We start from the raw sequence: 15,195 nt of genomic DNA, 5'->3' as shown, positions 1-15,195 counted from the left end.
TTCATTTTTTGTCCGAGGACGTTAAGAATCCATGTCACTTTGAGTGCCCACACAGATTGTCTGATAAATTGTTAAAGAGCAGTGCCGCTTCGTTTTCGCTGCGGCGCGGGGTGTGCATATTACGCTTTCCCGCTTCAGAGTCAAGCGTTTATTTCGCTTTTCTCTGCTGACCCGGCGGCTTGCGTGCCGTTGTTCCGTGTCAGTGGAGGCGCATTATAGGGAGTAATTCCGAAGCTGCAAGGATAAAGTGAAAATTATTTACTGACCGCTCACTTTCCAGGCAAAACGCATCCCAGACCTCAATTTTCGCCTGGTTTTTAAACAAAAACGAGCCGCAAGCGGCTCGTTTTTGCGTTTTGTGACTTACTGCACTGCCACAATACGATCGTCGTTGGCTTCCAGACGGATAACTTTGCCCGGAATCAGTTCTCCGGAGAGGATCTGCTGCGCCAGCGGGTTTTCTATCTGCTGCTGAATAGCACGTTTCAGTGGACGCGCACCATAAACCGGATCGTAACCATTCTCGCTCAGCAGCTTCAGCGCATCGTCGGAGATGTGAATTTCATATCCACGCTCTTCCAGACGTTTGTACAGACGCTGCAGCTGGATCTGCGCAATCGACGCAATGTGTTTCTCACCCAGAGGATGGAATACCACCACTTCGTCAATACGGTTAATGAACTCCGGACGGAAGTTATGGCTCACCACACCGAGCACCAGATCCTTCATATGGCTGTAGTCAAGTTCACCGAAACGTTCCTGAATCAAATCGGAACCCAGGTTCGAAGTCATGATGACTACCGTATTACGGAAATCGACCGTTCTCCCCTGCCCGTCTGTCAGACGACCATCATCCAGCACCTGAAGCAGGATGTTGAACACATCCGGATGCGCTTTTTCCACCTCATCCAGCAGGATGACGGAATAAGGACGCCGGCGCACCGCTTCGGTCAGGTAGCCGCCCTCTTCATAACCAACATATCCCGGAGGCGCACCGACCAGGCGCGAGACGGAGTGTTTCTCCATGAACTCGGACATGTCGATACGCACCATCGCATCGTCGCTGTCGAACATAAAGTTTGCCAGCGCTTTACACAGTTCGGTTTTACCGACACCGGTCGGCCCCAGGAACAGGAACGAACCGATCGGGCGATTTGGATCGGAAAGCCCAGCACGGCTACGGCGAATAGCGTTGGAGACCGCTTCAACCGCCTCGTCCTGACCAATCACCCGCTGATGCAGATCCTGCTCCATACGCAGCAGCTTATCGCGTTCGCTTTCCATCATGCGCGCCACCGGAATACCGGTCCAGCGAGCGAGCACTTCGGCAATTTCGGCATCCGTCACTTTATTACGTAACAGACGCATGGTTTTGCCTTCAGACTGCGTGGCGATCTCAAGCTGTTTCTCCAGCTCAGGGATTTTGCCGTACTGCAGTTCAGACATACGTGCCAGGTCACCCACACGGCGAGCCTGCTCAATGGCAATTTTGGCCTGTTCGAGTTCCGCTTTAATGGTCTGCGTGCCAGAGAGGGAGGCTTTCTCGGCTTTCCACTCTTCTTCCAGCTCAGAATACTGGCGCTCTTTATCGTCCAGCTCTTCATTGAGCATATCCAGGCGTTTCTTACTGGCTTCATCAGACTCTTTTTTCAGCGCCTGCTGTTCCAGCTTGAGCTGAATGATGCGGCGGTCGAGTCGGTCCAGTTCTTCCGGCTTCGAGTCAATCTGCATACGAATGCTCGACGCCGCTTCATCGATCAGGTCGATTGCTTTATCAGGCAACTGACGATCGGCGATATACCGATGCGAAAGCGTCGCCGCCGCAACGATGGCCGGGTCAGTAATCTGCACATGGTGGTGCAGTTCATAACGCTCTTTCAGACCACGCAGGATCGCGATGGTATCTTCAACGCTTGGCTCAGCAACAAACACTTTCTGGAAGCGACGTTCCAGAGCGGCATCTTTCTCAATGTACTGACGATACTCATCAAGCGTAGTGGCACCGACACAGTGAAGTTCCCCACGCGCCAGCGCAGGTTTCAGCATGTTCCCGGCATCCATCGCACCGTCGGCCTTACCAGCCCCCACCATGGTGTGCAGTTCGTCGATAAACAGAATGACGTTGCCTTCCTGTTTCGCCAGGTCGTTCAGCACGCCTTTCAAACGCTCTTCAAACTCACCGCGGTATTTCGCCCCGGCCACCAGCGCGCCCATATCCAGCGCCAATACGCGGCGGCCTTTCAACCCTTCCGGCACTTCACCGTTTACGATACGCTGCGCAAGCCCTTCAACGATGGCGGTTTTACCGACCCCCGGCTCACCAATCAGTACCGGGTTGTTTTTGGTACGACGCTGCAGTACCTGAATCGTACGGCGGATCTCTTCGTCACGGCCGATAACCGGGTCAAGTTTGCCCTGCTCGGCACGTTCGGTCAGATCGACCGTAAATTTCTTCAAAGCCTGACGTTGGTCTTCGGCTCCCTGATCGTTCACGCTTTCACCTCCGCGCATTTTCTCAATCGCCTGAGTCACATTGGCGGTGGTTGCACCAGCAGATTTCAGCAGGTCGGTCAAGGTACCGCGTGATTCAAGCGCCGCCAGAACAAAGAGCTCCGACGAAATAAAGTTGTCCCCACGTTTTTGCGCCAGCTTGTCGCAAAGGTTCAGCACGCGAACCAGATCCTGAGACGGCTGCACATCGCCGCCGGTACCTTCTACCTGCGGTAAACGGCTCAGCGCCTGATCGATAGCGGTGCGTAACTGGCCAGCATTAATGCCAGCAGACGTTAATAAAGGACGTACCGATCCCCCTTCCTGATTCAGCAAGGCGCTCATTAAATGAAGAGGTTCGATGAATTGGTTGTCGTGCCCCAGTGCAAGGGACTGGGCATCGGCGAGAGCAAGCTGGAATTTATTAGTAAGACGATCCAGACGCATAACTCCTCCCATAACAGGTCAAATTTGCTACTGGAGATTAAATGAGGTCATCCCTCAATTATTCAAGGTTAATGACCTGAATTATGTGAAAAGAAAACGGCACGTGCCGGATCGTCTTGATTCTTTAGGTTATATCAGCCAAATGAAACTTGCCATACGACCCGTCGTCTTGTCGCGGCGATAGGAGAAAAAATCACCCTTTTCGGTGAACGTACAGCGATCGCCGCCGAAGATCTGCGTTACGCCAATATTATTCAGACGCTGGCGGGCAAGCTGGTAAATATCCGCCAGATATTTTTCCCCGGCAGGCAGGAAGGCCTCATTGGCTTGCGGATCTTTTTCCACAAATGCTTCGCGAACCTCCGGCCCCACTTCAAAAGCACGAGGGCCAATCGCCGGACCTAGCCAGGCCATGATATTGGCGGGATCATCATTGAAGCAGGCGAGGGTCTCTTCCAGCACGCCCTCGCATAAGCCACGCCAGCCCGCGTGCGCTGCTGCTACCTCCGTACCGGCACGGTTACAAAACAGAACCGGCAGACAATCGGCGGTCATTACGGCACAAACCGTGCCCGGCGTATTACTGTAAGAAGCATCGGCGCGTTTGGAAGCGTAAGGTTCTCCCGTCAGCTTCAGTACCGCTTTGCCGTGAACCTGCTCCAGCCAAACCGGCTTCGACGGCAGATTTCCCGCAGCAAACAGACGCGTGCGGTTCTCTTCAACGTGTTCCAGGCTGTCGCCGCAGTGCGCGCCGAGGTTTAAAGACTCCCACGCGCCCTGGCTCACGCCGCCAATACGGGTCGAACTACAGGCGGCTACGCCTGCAGGCAGCGGCCACTCCGGGACAATCAGTTTGGTCATAACCAGTCCACTTGATCCTTATGTTCTTCGAAATCGGCACGCATGGCATCAATGAGTTCCACCATATCCTGCGGGATAGGCGCATGCCATTCCATCTGGATACCACTGATCGGGTGATAAAGACGCAGCATGGTCGCGTGCAGCGCCTGACGATCGAATTTACGCAGTACGCTGATGAACTCATCCGACGCGCCTTTTGGCGGACGCGGACGACCGCCGTACACCTGATCCCCCACCAGCGGATGGGTAATGTGCGCCATGTGAACGCGGATCTGGTGAGTACGACCGGTTTCCAGGCGCAGGCGCAGGCGGGTATGAATACGGAAGTGCTCCATAATGCGATAGTGCGTCACCGCCGGTTTACCCATCGGATGCACCGACATATGGGTACGTTTCGTCGGGTGACGGCTGATCGGCTCTTCTACCGTGCCGCCAGCGGTCATGTGTCCAATCGCCACCGCTTCATATTCGCGAGTAATCTCACGCAGCTGCAGCGACTCCACCAGACGGGTCTGAGCGGGAACGGTCTTCGCCACCACCATCAGGCCGGTGGTGTCTTTATCCAGACGGTGAACGATACCTGCACGTGGGACATCCGCAATCGGCGGATAATAATGAAGAAGTGCGTTAAGTACCGTACCGTCTGGATTCCCTGCGCCCGGATGAACAACCAGGTCGCGCGGCTTGTTGATCACCAGAATGTCATCATCTTCATAGACGATGTCCAGTGGGATATCCTGCGGCTCGAAGCGGATTTCCTCTTCGATTTCAGCATTGATGGCAACAGCTTCCCCACCAAACACTTTCTCTTTTGGTTTGTCCCAGATCTTGCCGTTTACCAGCACGCGCTGGTCAAGGATCCATTCTTTTATGCGTGAACGCGAATAATCAGGGAACAATTCGGCCAAAGCCTGATCTAAGCGTTGACCGAGCTGATTTTCGGAGACTGTTGCGGTGAGTTCTACTCGTTGTGCCATAAACTGCTTCTTTGTTTAACGTTGGGTTTTACGGCTTTGCCGTTTAATATAGTGTGCTATTGTAGCTGGTCTTAATCGGGAGCAGGAACAGAGTTTCTCCCGGACAAACATTTGAGGAAAGTCAAAACGTCATGACGCGCATGAAATATCTGGTGGCAGCGGCCACGTTGAGCCTGGCTTTGGTGGGCTGCTCCGGTTCGAATGAACAGGTCCCTGACAATCCGCCGAATGAAATCTATGCGACTGCACAACAAAAGTTGCAGGACGGTAACTGGAAACAGGCGATAACGCAACTGGAAGCGTTGGATAATCGCTATCCATTTGGCCCGTATTCGCAGCAGGTACAGTTAGATCTTATCTACGCCTACTACAAAAATGCCGATCTGCCGCTGGCTCAGGCAACTATCGATCGTTTCATGCGTCTGAACCCGACTCATCCTAACATCGACTACGTCATGTACATGCGCGGCCTTACCAACATGGCGCTGGACGACAGCGCCCTGCAGGGCTTCTTCGGCGTAGATCGCTCCGACCGTGACCCGCAGCATGCGCGCGACGCCTTCAATGACTTCTCCAAGCTGGTGCGCGGCTATCCGAACAGTCAGTACGTCACCGACGCGACCAAACGTCTGGTGTTCCTGAAAGATCGTCTGGCGAAATATGAATACTCCGTTGCGGAATACTATACCCGCCGTGGCGCATGGGTTGCTGTGGTTAACCGCGTAGAAGGTATGCTGCGTGATTACCCGGATACTCAGGCAACGCGTGACGGCCTGAAGCTGATGGAAAATGCTTACCGTCAGATGCAGATGACCGCTCAGGCTGAAAAAGTGGCGAAAATCATCGCCGCGAACAGCAGCAACACGTGATAGCGTTTCAATGCAAAACGGCAGCCCGAAGGCTGCCGTTTTTTTATTCAATTCAGACATCCGCTGAAGCGCTTTAGCCTCAACACATCCCGTCAACTATGACCGCAATTCGTACCTTCCACAAGGTAAATCTCATCTCTTCCTGCCCTGCCTCACAAAAAAGATTCCCTGACAAAAACCGACAAAATAACGTGATCTAAATCACACATTTTGACATTAGGTCGGGTATGCTGGAATCACCAAGACGGAAAGACAAGAGGTAAAATTTATGACAATGAACATTACCAGTAAACAAATGGAAATTACTCCGGCAATTCGCCAGCACGTCGCAGACCGTCTCGCCAAACTGGATAAATGGCAAACACATTTGATTAATCCACATATCATCCTGTCCAAGGAGCCCCAGGGTTTCATCGCTGACGCAACTATCAATACTCCAAACGGCCATCTGGTCGCCAGCGCAAAACATGAGGATATGTACACCGCAATCAACGATTTGATCAACAAGCTGGAACGGCAGCTCAATAAAGTGCAACACAAAGGTGAAGCCCGTCGCGCCGCAACGTCGGTGAAAGACGCCAGCTTCGCGGAAGAAGTTGAAGAAGAGTAATCCTTTAAATTGAGTGTACCGCCAACGCGCCTTCGGGCGCGTTTTTTATTGACAGGGTGAAAACAGTACGGGTACTTTAACGGTATCAATCACAGGATGACTTTATGAAACTTACGCCGTTCTTCTTCGCATTCTTTTTTACCTTCCCCTGAACGGGAGGCGTTTCGTCGTGTGATAAAGAATGCGAAGACGAACAACAAGGCCTCCCACACCGGGGGGCCTTTTTTATTGATAACGATAAAATGAGACAGGCAACACTATGACACCGGAAAACCCGTTACTGGATCTGCGAGTAAAAATCAGCGCGCTGGATGAAAAATTACTGGCGCTGCTGGCCGAACGTCGCGCCCTCGCCGTTGAAGTGGGCAAAGCCAAGCTGGACTCCCATCGTCCGGTCCGTGACATCGACCGCGAGCGGGATCTGCTGGAACGTCTCATCCAGCTCGGCAAAGCGCATCACCTCGATGCCCACTACATCACCCGGCTGTTCCAGCTCATCATCGAAGATTCCGTTCTGACCCAGCAAGCGCTACTCCAGCAGCATCTCAATAAAACCAACCCGCACTCGGCGCGCATCGCCTTCCTTGGGCCTAAAGGCTCCTACTCTCATCTGGCCGCACGCCAGTATGCCGCACGTCATTTTGAAGAGTTTATTGAAAGCGGCTGCGCAAAATTCGCCGATATTTTTAACCAGGTTGAGACCGGCCAGGCGGATTACGCCGTGGTGCCGATTGAAAACACCAGTTCCGGTGCCATCAACGACGTCTACGATCTACTGCAGCATACCAGCCTGTCGCTGGTCGGCGAGCTGACGATCCCTATCGATCACTGCGTGCTGGTCTCCGGTTCAACGGACCTGAACACGATCGAAACGGTCTACAGCCATCCGCAGCCTTTCCAGCAGTGTAGCCAGTTCCTGAACCGCTATCCGAACTGGAAAATTGAGTACACCGAAAGCACCTCGGCGGCAATGGAAAAAGTAGCGCAAGCCAACTCCCCAACCGTTGCTGCGCTCGGCAGCGAAGCGGGCGGCGCGCTGTATGGCTTACAGGTTCTGGAACGCAATCTTGCTAACCAGACGCAAAACATTACCCGCTTCGTGGTGCTGGCCCGCAAGGCAATCAACGTGTCAGACCAGGTGCCGGCGAAAACCACGCTGCTGATGGCGACCGGCCAGCAGGCGGGCGCGCTGGTAGAAGCCCTGCTGGTGCTGCGCAACCACAATTTGATCATGACCAGGCTGGAATCACGCCCAATCCACGGTAATCCATGGGAAGAGATGTTTTACCTCGATATCCAGGCCAACCTGGAATCTGCATCCATGCAGAAAGCCCTGCGCGAACTGGGTGAAATTACCCGTTCAATGAAAGTGCTGGGCTGCTATCCGAGCGAAAACGTCGTCCCGGTCGATCCAAGCTAGCATTCGATAAAACGGCTTTTCTTCATCCCTGCCACATTAACCGGCAGGGTGAAGACGGCTCCGGAAAGCGGATACTTCGCCACCTCCTCCGCATCCATATTTTCCCGCGTGGTGGTAATGAACAGCGTTTTCATATCATCGCCGCCAAAGCAGACCATCGTCGGGCAACGCACCGGCATGCGGTATTCTTCCAGTTGCTCCCCTTGTGGAGAAAAACGCGCGATACGCCAGCCGTCAAACAGCGCGCTCCAGTAGCAGCCTTCCACATCCATCGCCGCACCGTCCGGTATCCCCTCGCCCTCTTTAAACTGACGAAACACCTCACGCCTGCCGGGTTCACCCTGTTCATCAAGCGGGGTACGGAAGATCACACCGTTGGGCGTGTCTGAGGTAAACATCCACTGCTTATCCGGGCTAAACGCCAGGCCGTTGTGCCCGTGGATATCGCACTGGATCACTTTCGGCGTCAGGTCGTTGTCGATGCGCATCAGCAGGGCGCCGTTGTAATCTCCCGGCCCCCAGAACGTGCCCGCATAGAAGCGGCCCTGGTGGTCGGTGCCCCCATCATTAAAACGTGCGAGCTGCGGGTTAGAGGGGTTATCACACACCTTGCGGCGCAGCAGTCCGTGTTTATCGGTCAGCCAGATGCCCGTGCGCATCGCAACGATAAAACCACCCTGCTCGCGCAGCGCGAAACAGCCCACCTCTTCATGGAAGGAAAGCACGGTATGTTCCGCCGTCGGCAGGTGGTAGCGGTGGATCTCCCCTTCCAGAATATCCGCCCAGTAAAGCGCATTTTCTTCTGCGCTCCACGTCGGGCATTCGGGCAGATGCCCGGTGTAGTTCAACAGCAGCTGCGGTTCAGCCATGACAGTTCCCCAAAATGAAAAAAGCCAGCATTGCTGGCTTTCAGTATATACATCATTGGATTACTGGCGACTGTCATTTGCCTGGCGCAACAGCGTGCGGCTTTCACTCTGGAAACGCGTGGCGTAATCGCCGAACCAGTGCTCCACTTTGCGGAAGCTGTCGATAAACGCCCGCTTGTCTCCGTGCTCCAGCAGCGTAATGGCTTCGCCAAAGCGCTGATAGTAGCGCTTGATCAGCGCCAGGTTATTTTCAGACGACATGATGATGTCGGCGTAAAGCTGGGGATCCTGCGCAAACAGACGCCCGACCATCGCCAGCTCAAGACGATAGATGGGTGAAGAGAGCGCCAGCAGCTGTTCAAGCTGCACGTTCTCTTCCGCCAGATGCAGGCCGTAGGCAAAGGTCGCAAAGTGGCGCAGCGCCTGAATGAACGCCATGTTCTGATCGTGCTCGACCGCGCTGATGCGGTGCAGCCTCGCGCCCCAGACCTGAATCTGTTCCAGGAACCATTGATAGGCTTCAGGCTGACGGCCGTCGCAGTAAACCACCACCTGCTTCGCCAGGCTGCCGCTGTCCGGGCCAAACATCGGGTGCAGCCCGAGCACCGGGCCCGTATGCGCAGCCAGCATCGCCTGCAGAGGACCGTTTTTAACGGAAGCCAGATCCACCAGAATGCAGTCTTTTGGTAAAGGAGGAAGCTTCCCGATGATCTGCTCCGTCACGTGGATCGGCACGCTGACGATAACCATTCCGGCATCTTTCATCAGTTCCGGTGCTTGTGCCCAGTCCTCTTTTTCCAGAATGCGCACCTGATAGCCAGAAAGCGTCAGCATTTTCTCGAACAGACGCCCCATCTGCCCTGCTCCGCCAACAATCACCACCGGACGCAGGGACGGACAGAGGGTTTTAAAGCCCTTGTCGTTTTCGCTGGAATAGGATTCCCGCATCACGCGACGCAGAACATCTTCAATCAAATCCGGCGAAACGCCCAGCGCCTGCGCCTCTTTACGACGGGAGGCCAGCATTGAGGCTTCGCGCTCCGGGACGTAAATCGGCAGGCCGTATTTGCTTTTCACCTCACCGACTTCGGCAACAAGCGCCATGCGGCGCGCCAGCAGGTCCAGCAGCGCCTTATCCACTTCATCAATTTGATCGCGCAGTGCGGTCAATTCAGCAACCATAACTACCCTCTTAAACCAGACGCGTCGCCAACTGGCCGCTTAAATCTTTATGGATCTCACGCAGCAGCGCATCGGTGGTTTCCCAGCTGATGCAGGCATCCGTCACGGAGACGCCGTGCTTCATCGCGCTGCGCGGCTGTTCTGATGACTGATTACCTTCATGAATGTTGCTCTCAATCATCAGGCCGATAATCGAACGGTTTCCGTCTTTGATCTGTGCGACCACGGATTCCGCAACCGCTGGCTGGCGACGGTAATCTTTATTCGAATTACCATGACTGCAATCTACCATCAGTGCCGGACGCAGTCCCGCCTGTTCCATCTCTTTTTCACACTGCGCCACGTCCGCCGGGCTGTAGTTTGGCGCTTTACCGCCGCGCAGGATCACATGACCGTCCGGGTTGCCCTGCGTTTGCAGCAGGCACACCTGGCCCGCCTGGTTGATCCCAACAAAGCGGTGCGGCATGGCGGCGGCGCGCATGGCGTTGATCGCCGTCGCCAGGCTGCCATCGGTACCGTTTTTAAAGCCAACCGGCATCGACAGGCCAGACGCCATCTCACGGTGGGTTTGCGATTCAGTCGTACGCGCACCAATTGCGGACCAGCTAAACAGATCGCCCAGGTATTGCGGGCTGTTTGGATCCAGCGCTTCGGTTGCCAGCGGCAGCCCCATGCTGACCAGTTCCACCAGCAGGCGACGCGCAATCTTCAGGCCTGCTTCCACATCAAACGAGCCATCCATGTGCGGATCGTTGATCAATCCTTTCCAGCCAACCGTCGTGCGTGGCTTTTCAAAATAGACGCGCATCACCAGATAGAGGCTATCGCTGACCTCCTCCGCTAATGCTTTAAATCGACGCGCATACTCAATGGCGGTTTCAGGATCGTGAATAGAGCAAGGACCACAAACCACCAGCAGGCGCGGATCGCGGCCAGCGATAATGTCAGAAATGGTCTGGCGAGAGTGCTCGATCTGAGCCTCCTGCGCGGCGCTCAGCGGAAACTCCGCTTTCAGTTGATCCGGGGTAATCAAAACCTGTTCGTCAGTGATATGTACGTTGTTCAGCGCGTCTTTTTGCATGATAGCGATCCTGTAAAGCTCGTTTGCGATAGTTGTTTTCCTCAGTGAGGTGAAACCACGATACCATAAAAAGTAAAGATTTCAATCCAAAATTCGTACACATTAGTTTACAGCCGCACAATAAAGACAAAAATCAGCCGCTAAAATCGTAAAGTTTAAATTACACTCTAAATTTCTCCCGCCAGGCTATGCTGAAGAAAAAGGAGAAGGGTTATGCGATCGATTGCTTTCGTCCTGCTGTCGCTGTTTTTATCGGGCTGCCAGATTAATCCTTACACTTTCCAGCCCAACTGGACGAGCCCGGACTGGTTCAGCGTGGGTAAAGAAGACGCCATAAATGGCCTGCCGGTTAAAGATAACCAGACCCTGGCCGATAGTTTTAACGACCCCCACGTCGATCGTAATGAATATCTTCGCGGCTATGCTGATGGTCAGAAGAAAGTGTGTGAAGAAGGCTTTATTCATGCATGGGGATTAGCGGGCAAATCTTATCCAGCCAGTTGTGATACTGTTGAAAATGCAGCGAAACTGCATGCGTCATGGCAAAAAGGAATGGATGAAAGTATGCGTTCCAGCCAGCTTAATTAAGTCTGCTTTTATTCTTTGGAAAATAAACAACTGTAGGATTTAGCTTAGGTCAGCCATGGGCTATTTCTGACATAATGACGGTTCTGATAAACAATGGTATTCTGCCCGCAACTCTTAAGGACATCTATTTCCGGAGCGGTACGGCGGATTCTGGTGAGAAATTTATTCTTGAACTCTTTGTTCCGACTCACTCTGGTGCTAATGCTGTTCCTTATGGTGGGCCCGGCGATGGCAGGCGCCCTCTCGGAGACAGATAAATCGGTACGTTCTATTGTCTCAGGCATAGTGAGCTATACGCGATGGCCGTCGCTTTCCGGTCAGCCTAAACTCTGCATTTATGCCACATCTCACTATACGCACGCGCTCAGCGAAAACCAGGGGCATAACGAGTTACCTTATACCCCCGTTATTGTACGTAACGATCGGGAAGCCCTGGCCGCGACATGCGATGCTGTTTATTTCGGGACTGAACCACCTGCGAAACAACTTGAATTAATAAGTCAATATCAGGGCAGAGCATTGCTATTAATCTCAGAGCAAAATCCGGAATGTGTTATTGGCAGCGCCTTTTGCCTGATAATCGATCGTGGCCAGGTGCGATTTTCCGTCAATCTGGATGCGTTGACACGCAGTGGCGTCAGGGTTAACCCGGATGTATTGATGCTTGCACGGAATAAGCAGCATGGATAAAGATTTCATCTCGACGCAGCGTCCGACGTTTAAAAGAACGCTGAGGCGAAACAGCATGATAAGCGTCATCATCACAATGACGTTAATATGGCTGTTGCTCTGTTTTGCCTCGGTCGTAACATTAAAACAATACGCGCAAAAAAATCTCGAATTAACCGGCGCCACAATGAGCCACAGCCTTGAAGCCTCTCTGGTTTTCAACGATTCACTGGCGGCCAACGAAACGCTCGCTGCGCTGGGTAAGCAGGGGCAGTTTGCCGTAGCAGAAGTCATCAACGGGCATAAAAAGCGCTTTGCCTACTGGTCCTGGAACCCGAAGGATAATAACGACACGCTGGGGGCGCTGGTCAGCCGCTGGCTTTTCCCCGTTCCGGTTGCGCAGCCCATCCTGCACAACGGCGCGAAGATAGGTGAAATACGTCTTACCGCGCGTGACAGCCTTATCAGCCATTTCATCTGGATGTCGTTTGCCGTCCTCACCGGCTGTATTCTTTTTGCAACCGTCGTCGCGCTCACCATTACCCAGTCTCTGCACCGCGGCATGGTCACGGCGCTGCAAAATATCACCGACGTTGTGCATGACGTCCGCACCAATCGCAACTTTTCCCGTCGGGTGAAAGATGGGCGCATTGAAGAATTCCATCAGTTTGGAGAAGACTTTAATAGCCTGCTGGACGAGATGGAGGAGTGGCAGCTTAAGCTCCAGGCGAAAAACGCTCAGTTGCTTCGTACCGCCATGCACGACCCGCTCACCGGTCTTGCTAACCGCGCTGCGTTTCGTAACAGTATTGCGGCATTAATGAATGACCCCTCGGCAAAAACAAACTCGGCCCTGCTCTTCCTCGACGGTGATAATTTTAAGTTTATTAACGACACCTGGGGACACGCGGCAGGAGACTGCGTGCTGATTGAAGTCGCCAGCAGGATGGTGGAATTTGGCGATAAACGCCACCAGTCCTACCGCCTTGGCGGTGACGAATTTGCCATGGTGCTGTACGGCGTGCATTCTGAACCAGAGGTTCAACACATTTGTGCTGCGCTAGCGCAGCAGTTTATCCGTCCGTTTGATCTGCACAACGGACAAAAAGCATCGATGTCACTCAGCATTGGCTTTGCTCTGGCGTGGGAAAATGCTTCCGTGGAAGCATTACTGGAGAGGGCTGACCGCAATATGTACCAGGTCAAGAACCAGCGTACAAAAACAATAAGTTAGGAAGGAAATTCTATGTTAAAACGTTACTTCGCGCCGTTAGTTATGGCCTCACTGGTTCTGGCAGGCTGTCAGTCGCCGCCCCAGGGCAAATTTACTCCTGAGCAAATCGCGGCGATGAAGTCATACGGTTTCAACGAACTGAACGGCGACTGGTCGCTTGGTATGTCGGACACCATTCTTTTTGATAAGAATGACGCCAGACTGCGCCCGGAAAGTGAAACACAGATCCAGTCCATGGCCTCTCGTCTGGCGAAAACTGGCCTGAATCACGCGCGAATGGACGGTCATACGGATAATTACGGTGAAGCAAGCTACAACGAAGCCCTGTCGTTAAAACGCGCCAATGCAGTGGCCGACGCGTGGGCGAAGGGCGCGAATATCCCGCGCAGCAATCTCACCACCCGGGGATTAGGCCAAAAATATCCGATTGCAAGCAACAGCACTGCACAAGGGCGCGCTGAAAACCGCCGGGTGTCAGTGGTTATCAGCGCGCCATAGGATTATTTAGCGGATGATTCGGTGAGCGACACGCCTGTTGCCGCTCGCCAGCGCAGCCAGTCAATCAGAACAAACAGCGCCAGACTCACGCCCATCACCGGCAAAGCCAGCCCCAGCAGTGCGCTGATGACCACGGTAACACCTTTTCCCCACCCTGACAGCGCCAGCCAGCTCTGAGTAAGCGTCTGCACCGGATTCATTGCCGACTGTGCCGGACGACGCATCCACCACATCCGGTATCCCCAGATGATAAGCACGCACAGGGCAAGGCCGAAAGCAACGAGCAGCAGCTGATTCACCAGCCCGAATAAGATCCCCATATGGAAATCCACGCCCCAGCGGGTCAGTTTTGCCATGAGCGGGAAATCCTCGAATCGGGTTCTGTCGAGGATCTGCATCGTACCGGGATCAACCGCAACGGCGTCCACCTGAGTCGGCCAGCTGCGGTCGATCTCCGTCACTGTCCATGCGCGATCCATTGTTTTCGCCGGGCGGATCTCCAGCCTGTTGGCATCAATCCCCGCTTTACGCGCCGCGCTCAACACGCCGTCAAACCGCGTCAGATCCATCGCCATTTCCGGCATCACCATTCCGCCGTGATGGCCACGGTGTTCGGCATGTTCATCCACGACCTCATGTTGGCCGGATAGCGTCGTGTTCACCTGCGGGGTGAGCCAGTTCATCTCTGCACGCAGCTTATCCACGTTCCCGCCCGCCCACTGGGACCAGGTCAGGCCGGTTGCAGAGAAGAGCAGCATGCCCCCCAGTAATATCCAGCCGAGCGTCACATGCACCCGACGGCGGTTCTGGAAGCGATTGTTAATCCGGCGTTTTGGTCGGGTATAAAACCACAGGGCAATCCCTCCCAGTGCGGCCACCCACATCCAGGAAGCGGCCAGTTCGCTATAGAGCCGCCCAATATCGCCCAGCATCAGAGAGGTATGCAGATAATCAATGGTCTGACGCAGCGGTAAAATCCCGCTGGTACCGTACACCGTCATATCCCCCAGCACCGTGAGGCTTACCGGATCGATAAAGATTGCCCGGTTTTCCGAGGGCCCCAGCGTCGGGTCCGCAAACATCACGCGGGTGGTTTCACCTTCAACCAGTCCCGGGCGGACGGCGTGCAAACGCAAATCTGAGCCAACGGCCTTTTCCGCCGTGGCGATTTGTTCCGCCAGCGGCTTCGGCTCGCCCACGGAATCCGTATGGAGCGCGTCCCGGTACAGCGCGTTTTCCAGCTGTGGGGTCGCCACGTACAGCGTCCCGGTCAGTGCGGCGAAGAAGATAAACGGGCCGACAAATAGCCCGACGTAGAAATGGAGGCGACGCAGCAGATTTCCCCATGCCGCGCGCGGAGTGCAGGTAGTCATACTTTTCCTTTTTAAGGCAGTAAGTTA

15 protein-coding genes and 1 other annotated feature are annotated in these 15,195 nt (G+C 54.1%); of the genes, 8 read left to right on the top strand and 7 right to left on the bottom strand.

Translation table 11 applies throughout. From position 1 onward, the window contains the following. Positions 1 to 363: 363 nt before the first annotated feature. The 3 genes from clpB to rluD all read right to left on the bottom strand — a co-directional run bounded on the left by clpB (position 364) and on the right by rluD (position 4,775). The gene (gene clpB, locus IM295_RS18515) at positions 364 to 2,937 is read right to left on the bottom strand and encodes an ATP-dependent chaperone ClpB (RefSeq protein ID WP_041908644.1); all 2,574 of its coding nucleotides are present in this window, start codon (positions 2,935 to 2,937) and stop codon (positions 364 to 366) included. A gap of 129 nt (positions 2,938 to 3,066) precedes the next feature. After that, the gene (gene yfiH, locus IM295_RS18510; RefSeq protein ID WP_193067153.1) at positions 3,067 to 3,798 is read right to left on the bottom strand and encodes a purine nucleoside phosphorylase YfiH; all 732 of its coding nucleotides are present in this window, start codon (positions 3,796 to 3,798) and stop codon (positions 3,067 to 3,069) included. Then, positions 3,795 to 4,775: a 23S rRNA pseudouridine(1911/1915/1917) synthase RluD gene (gene rluD, locus IM295_RS18505; RefSeq protein ID WP_028014116.1), complete on the bottom strand. Its 981-nt coding sequence runs from the start codon at positions 4,773 to 4,775 to the stop codon at positions 3,795 to 3,797. The genes yfiH and rluD overlap by 4 nt, the downstream gene beginning before the upstream one ends. A gap of 131 nt (positions 4,776 to 4,906) precedes the next feature. Between rluD and bamD the strand changes: the two genes are divergently transcribed. The 4 genes from bamD to pheA all read left to right on the top strand — a co-directional run bounded on the left by bamD (position 4,907) and on the right by pheA (position 7,674). Beyond that, positions 4,907 to 5,644, top strand: a complete 738-nt coding sequence (gene bamD / locus IM295_RS18500; RefSeq protein ID WP_023308867.1) for an outer membrane protein assembly factor BamD — start codon at positions 4,907 to 4,909, stop codon at positions 5,642 to 5,644. Between the two features lie 268 nt (positions 5,645 to 5,912). Beyond that, positions 5,913 to 6,254, top strand: coding sequence for a ribosome-associated translation inhibitor RaiA (raiA, locus tag IM295_RS18495; RefSeq protein WP_003863162.1), 342 nt, complete (start codon positions 5,913 to 5,915; stop codon positions 6,252 to 6,254). Between the two features lie 103 nt (positions 6,255 to 6,357). Then, positions 6,358 to 6,483 (top strand) — a sequence feature (Phe leader region). Continuing rightward, positions 6,359 to 6,406, top strand: coding sequence for a pheA operon leader peptide PheL (gene pheL, locus IM295_RS18490; RefSeq protein ID WP_100249759.1), 48 nt, complete (start codon positions 6,359 to 6,361; stop codon positions 6,404 to 6,406). It overlaps the preceding feature by 48 nt. Positions 6,484 to 6,513: 30 nt before the next feature. Then, positions 6,514 to 7,674: a bifunctional chorismate mutase/prephenate dehydratase gene (gene pheA / locus IM295_RS18485; RefSeq protein WP_028014117.1), complete on the top strand. Its 1,161-nt coding sequence runs from the start codon at positions 6,514 to 6,516 to the stop codon at positions 7,672 to 7,674. Here the strand turns inward: pheA and IM295_RS18480 are convergent. From IM295_RS18480 to aroF, 3 genes are read right to left on the bottom strand one after another with little or no spacing between them, the layout of a single operon-like run. Next, positions 7,671 to 8,543, bottom strand: coding sequence for an SMP-30/gluconolactonase/LRE family protein (locus IM295_RS18480; RefSeq protein WP_192971725.1), 873 nt, complete (start codon positions 8,541 to 8,543; stop codon positions 7,671 to 7,673). The two genes, pheA and IM295_RS18480, sit on opposite strands and share 4 nt — an antisense overlap. 60 nt (positions 8,544 to 8,603) lie before the next feature. After that, positions 8,604 to 9,725 carry a bifunctional chorismate mutase/prephenate dehydrogenase gene (tyrA, locus tag IM295_RS18475; RefSeq protein WP_045260857.1) on the bottom strand — a complete coding sequence of 374 codons (1,122 nt, stop codon included), beginning with the start codon at positions 9,723 to 9,725 and terminating at the stop codon, positions 8,604 to 8,606. Positions 9,726 to 9,735: 10 nt separating this feature from the next. Further along, positions 9,736 to 10,806 (bottom strand): 3-deoxy-7-phosphoheptulonate synthase AroF, encoded by a 1,071-nt coding sequence (gene aroF, locus IM295_RS18470; RefSeq protein ID WP_045260858.1) that lies wholly within the window; start codon positions 10,804 to 10,806, stop codon positions 9,736 to 9,738. Positions 10,807 to 11,019: 213 nt separating this feature from the next. On the opposite strand from aroF, the gene IM295_RS18465 reads away from it, so the two are divergent. The 4 genes from IM295_RS18465 to IM295_RS18450 all read left to right on the top strand — a co-directional run bounded on the left by IM295_RS18465 (position 11,020) and on the right by IM295_RS18450 (position 13,795). Beyond that, positions 11,020 to 11,394, top strand: a complete 375-nt coding sequence (locus IM295_RS18465; protein WP_193067152.1) for a DUF2799 domain-containing protein — start codon at positions 11,020 to 11,022, stop codon at positions 11,392 to 11,394. A gap of 201 nt (positions 11,395 to 11,595) precedes the next feature. Then, complete coding sequence (locus IM295_RS18460) at positions 11,596 to 12,084, top strand: YfiR family protein (RefSeq protein ID WP_072252713.1); 489 nt, start codon at positions 11,596 to 11,598, stop codon at positions 12,082 to 12,084. Beyond that, positions 12,077 to 13,297 carry a diguanylate cyclase DgcN gene (gene dgcN / locus IM295_RS18455; RefSeq protein ID WP_045260861.1) on the top strand — a complete coding sequence of 407 codons (1,221 nt, stop codon included), beginning with the start codon at positions 12,077 to 12,079 and terminating at the stop codon, positions 13,295 to 13,297. The genes IM295_RS18460 and dgcN overlap by 8 nt, the downstream gene beginning before the upstream one ends. A 12-nt stretch (positions 13,298 to 13,309) precedes the next feature. Next, positions 13,310 to 13,795 carry an OmpA family protein gene (locus IM295_RS18450; protein WP_028014123.1) on the top strand — a complete coding sequence of 162 codons (486 nt, stop codon included), beginning with the start codon at positions 13,310 to 13,312 and terminating at the stop codon, positions 13,793 to 13,795. Positions 13,796 to 13,797: 2 nt separating this feature from the next. Here the strand turns inward: IM295_RS18450 and IM295_RS18445 are convergent, their stop codons facing one another. Then, complete coding sequence (locus IM295_RS18445) at positions 13,798 to 15,168, bottom strand: PepSY domain-containing protein (RefSeq protein WP_193067151.1); 1,371 nt, start codon at positions 15,166 to 15,168, stop codon at positions 13,798 to 13,800. Positions 15,169 to 15,195 lie beyond the last annotated feature (27 nt).

It is taken from the genome of Enterobacter cloacae complex sp. P14RS (assembly GCF_014895895.1).
Classification (GTDB): domain Bacteria; phylum Pseudomonadota; class Gammaproteobacteria; order Enterobacterales; family Enterobacteriaceae; genus Enterobacter; species Enterobacter bugandensis.
The sequence above is the reverse complement of the archived record's forward strand: the minus strand, read 5'-3'. Positions and strand labels throughout refer to the sequence as shown.

What these genes read in the sequence shown, in the direction of transcription:
- clpB (WP_041908644.1), bottom strand. Translation starts at nt 2,937, where the DNA reads ATGCGTCTGGATCGTCTTACTAATAAATTCCAGCTTGCTCTCGCCGAT.
- yfiH (WP_193067153.1), bottom strand. Translation starts at nt 3,798, where the DNA reads ATGACCAAACTGATTGTCCCGGAGTGGCCGCTGCCTGCAGGCGTAGCC.
- rluD (WP_028014116.1), bottom strand. Translation starts at nt 4,775, where the DNA reads ATGGCACAACGAGTAGAACTCACCGCAACAGTCTCCGAAAATCAGCTC.
- bamD (WP_023308867.1), top strand. Translation starts at nt 4,907, where the DNA reads ATGACGCGCATGAAATATCTGGTGGCAGCGGCCACGTTGAGCCTGGCT.
- raiA (WP_003863162.1), top strand. Translation starts at nt 5,913, where the DNA reads ATGACAATGAACATTACCAGTAAACAAATGGAAATTACTCCGGCAATT.
- pheA (WP_028014117.1), top strand. Translation starts at nt 6,514, where the DNA reads ATGACACCGGAAAACCCGTTACTGGATCTGCGAGTAAAAATCAGCGCG.
- IM295_RS18480 (WP_192971725.1), bottom strand. Translation starts at nt 8,543, where the DNA reads ATGGCTGAACCGCAGCTGCTGTTGAACTACACCGGGCATCTGCCCGAA.
- tyrA (WP_045260857.1), bottom strand. Translation starts at nt 9,725, where the DNA reads ATGGTTGCTGAATTGACCGCACTGCGCGATCAAATTGATGAAGTGGAT.
- aroF (WP_045260858.1), bottom strand. Translation starts at nt 10,806, where the DNA reads ATGCAAAAAGACGCGCTGAACAACGTACATATCACTGACGAACAGGTT.
- IM295_RS18465 (WP_193067152.1), top strand. Translation starts at nt 11,020, where the DNA reads ATGCGATCGATTGCTTTCGTCCTGCTGTCGCTGTTTTTATCGGGCTGC.
- IM295_RS18460 (WP_072252713.1), top strand. Translation starts at nt 11,596, where the DNA reads ATGCTGTTCCTTATGGTGGGCCCGGCGATGGCAGGCGCCCTCTCGGAG.
- dgcN (WP_045260861.1), top strand. Translation starts at nt 12,077, where the DNA reads ATGGATAAAGATTTCATCTCGACGCAGCGTCCGACGTTTAAAAGAACG.
- IM295_RS18450 (WP_028014123.1), top strand. Translation starts at nt 13,310, where the DNA reads ATGTTAAAACGTTACTTCGCGCCGTTAGTTATGGCCTCACTGGTTCTG.
- IM295_RS18445 (WP_193067151.1), bottom strand. Translation starts at nt 15,168, where the DNA reads ATGACTACCTGCACTCCGCGCGCGGCATGGGGAAATCTGCTGCGTCGC.